The sequence below is a fragment of the Skermanella sp. genome (assembly GCF_059503625.1).
Genome location: NZ_JCACHA010000211.1, coordinates 1 through 3321, shown reverse-complemented (window position 1 = coordinate 3321; position 3321 = coordinate 1). Strand labels below are relative to the sequence as shown.

General features: G+C 57.7%; 3 protein-coding genes. 1 reads left to right on the top strand and 2 read right to left on the bottom strand.

What is annotated here, in order from left to right:
* The coding region (locus AC5JJ6_RS05300; protein WP_496041042.1) for an HD-GYP domain-containing protein at positions 1-351 on the bottom strand (351 nt) is incomplete at its 3' end.
* Positions 352-1416: 1065 nt separating this feature from the next.
* On the opposite strand from AC5JJ6_RS05300, the gene AC5JJ6_RS05295 reads away from it, so the two are divergent.
* A complete protein-coding gene (locus AC5JJ6_RS05295; protein WP_496041041.1) occupies positions 1417-2064 on the top strand; it encodes a LuxR C-terminal-related transcriptional regulator in 648 nt (215 codons plus the stop codon).
* Positions 2065-2471: 407 nt separating this feature from the next.
* On the opposite strand, the gene AC5JJ6_RS05290 is transcribed toward AC5JJ6_RS05295, so the two are convergent.
* Entirely contained in the window at positions 2472-2930 is a 459-nt protein-coding gene (locus AC5JJ6_RS05290) for a thermonuclease family protein (RefSeq protein ID WP_496041040.1), read from the bottom strand.
* Positions 2931-3321: the final 391 nt, after the last annotated feature.

Below are 3321 nucleotides of genomic sequence, written 5' to 3'. Positions count from 1 at the left end.
GTGGTGAGATAACGCCATCTCCGCGGCGAGCCGGCAGAAGTGGCGCAGGCGCGCGTACCCGAAAACGGCGTGGCCCCGCATGATCCGCCATTCGTCCTCATCAAGGAAACCTCGCTTGAGCAGGACATCCCGTGGGATCCAGAGCTTGCCCAGATCATGCAGACTCGCTGCTTCCCGCCAGCGCTCAGCCTCTTCTCCGTCAAATCCACACAGCCGGCACAGAGTACCGACCAGATCGCCGACCTTGAAGTTATAGGCGCCGACCTCATGGAGGTCCTCTCCGAACAGAGCAACGGCCTGGGACATTCCAAAGCCAGGAACATCAAGTTCAGCGATGGCTGTGTCTGGCATACTGCACGCCCCAATTATCTGAATTCATCATCTAAAGTAGATCAATAATTTGATAAAATTTGATTAACAAAACAGCCAGAGATCACGTCACTGCGGAGCACAAGCCTGACTGCCAGCTACGGCCACGATCATGATTGCTGTCTCTTCCGTCGGACCATCCGAACCTGGAAGCTGCCACTGGTCCGTACGATCCGGGCATAGACCGGCCCCTGATCCTCGACATGCAACCAGCGTCCAGGAGCGCCCATGAAGGTGAAGCCTTCATGGCTAAGGTATCTCGCAGCGTCATCGTTGGTTCGGAATGTCTTCAACGTCGCGGCAAGGTTTGAGGCGGTATCCATCACGCCTTCCTTCTCTGCAGCCCATCCTGGCCTACTCAATGGCCAAGGTCGGAATAGAGCTAATCACATTTTGGTGATCGCCTTGATTTTTGCTCTGGCGATCCATCGTCGTGCAGGACAGCTTTGAGCCGGCCGATGGTGTGCTTAATACTTTGTTGCTGGTCAGCAGGGAGTATGCGGGCATGATCCTCAAGCTCCAGGATGGTTCTCCTGATTCTTGCCTGAAACTCCGACAATGATACTGGAAGACCAGCCATTGAAAGCTCTCCATAGCCGCAGCGGATTAACCCGAGCCTTTGCGAAAAATTTATTGCACCTCGTTGATAAGATATGCACGCTTAGGTGTTATGATCTTGCCCGTGATCAAGGGCTTTGTCTTCAGGCTCAAAGGGGTAGGCGGGCGTCCGCAGGCCTCTCCACAGCGCTACCCTTTGGTCCGAGAAAACGGAGCCTCAAGGCTTTGACGATCAAGCGGATCGAAGTGGAAGGATTCTCACCAAGGGGGTTTGCTGGTGCAGAAGCCAACGAACATCTACAAGGCATAGCCACTGGCACCGGATGGCCAGATCGGCCTAGCACCATTTACTCACAATAAAGTATTAATTTTATCTTTATCCCATCCAAAATATCATTCATTCTTCCTCCAACGCAGCATCGAACGCGCCAGGGCAGACCAAGCCGGATCACGCGGACGATGATCATCAACGCATTTGGAGAAGCCGCCATGACCCCGTCCCGCACCATCCTGATCGAAGCCAACCGCCTGTTCCGCCAGGGGCTGAAGCATCTGCTAGCCGACACCCGCTTCGCGGTCGAGGCGGAATTCAGCACCACCGAGCAGGCCATCGAGGGTGCGGTTGCCTCGGGTCTGGTGATCGTCGGTGAGGGCGGCGATCTGCAACAGCTTCGAGGTGCCTACCCGGAAGCCCGCATCGTCGTGCTGGCCAGCGACTTCGCGGTGGATGCCCTGCGCGACGCCATGAACGCCGGCGCCGCCGGCTACCTGATGAAGGACGTCTCGCCGGAAGCCCTGCTCCAGTCGCTGGAACTCGTCATGATGGGCGAGAAGGTGTTTCCGACCAACCTGGCCGCCATGCTGCTCGACATGAGCGCCATTGCGCCTCAGCACTCGGTGCGTGGCCTGTCTCCGCGCGAGCAGGAGATCCTTCAGGCGCTGGTGACCGGCTCCAGCAACAAGCTGATCGCGATCAAGCTCGGCATCACGGAAGCGACCGTCAAGGTTCACCTGAAGACGCTGCTGCGCAAGCTCGACGTCAACAACCGCACCCAGGCCGCCATCTGGGCGATGAACAACGGCTTCACCGCAGAGGGCGCCCCTGTCCCAACCCGTGGGCTATATGCGGTCGCTTGAGCAAAGCATCGTTCTGAAATGGTGACGGGTTTATGGGGTAAGAGAACCAGCGCTGGCATGATGCTTACCGCCAGAGAGAGGCCTGGTTGCTAGAGGGCGAAGTGGAGGCTCTTCATGACGCGCAATGCGCGATCATGGATCAAGTCGTGCGGATGCCCGCCAATGCGCTTGGGGTCATGGCAAAACGGGAGCTGTAGCAGGTCACTCACGACCACTATGACGATCAAAATGAGGCGCTTGTTATGTCTGCTGTCGTCGGCCTGAAGGCTTTGTCATCGCATTGAGAAACTAAACGCTGCTACTCGGCCAAACATTGGATAGAAGTCAGTGGGGCGGAGTGCAACTAGAGGCATCAGGTTAATAGGAGGCATGTTAACATGATGCCTCCTCCGTCATATCGGTGCAGGTTAGCCTTTGCGGCGCCACTCCCACGGGGGGACGAACCGCCCTGCCCACATACCAGCACGCCGGATCTCCGCATCACGTTCGGCCTGTCTGTAGCGGCCACGGCTATAGCGAGGATAATCCAGTGCATTTCCGGACCTGACCATCGCCTCGCCCAGGTCAGCGCCGCCGACTTGGCAGGACGCAACGACGCGCTGATAGCGGTCACGGTCCTTCTGAGCGCATGTGACCACCTTGCCCTGCACCAGCGCCTGGAGCGCATCACGGGCGACGACACCGCAGGCCGTCCCGCCGCACTTCTGCTTCAGCTCCGGCGCATCGATCCCCCATAGGCGGACCTTGCTGCCGTCAAGCGTCAACGTGTCACCGTCATGGACGCGGGCAACACGGCCCGACAGGTCTGCAAACGCTGGCGTGGCGCACAGCAAGACGGTGAGAACGGCGGGGGCAAGTTTCAGCATGGTGATTTCCTCATGGGACCATCATACTGCAGCCAAGACTCGGCAAGAAGCGCGGAACACAGCGTTTACACGGCTGTTGAGCGCCGCATGGAAAAGCTGGTGCAACAAGGCATTGCGACGATTCTGGCAGGGCTGGCAGCGCTCTGGATAGCTGCCGGCCTTATCGCCGTCGTATATGGGATGCTGTCGTAGCACAGAAGAAGACCCGCTCTCGGGGCATGGGAGCGGGTCCAAGTCTATCTCAGAGGCTAGACAAACATCAAACGTGTTGCCGTCACCTTCAACGGACGGGTCGATCAGTCATTTCTAATATCAAGCGTTATATGCATCATGGGCAGACTGCCAAGCCTTCTGTACCTCAGCGTTGGTTATAGTCGTAGACACCGCCATC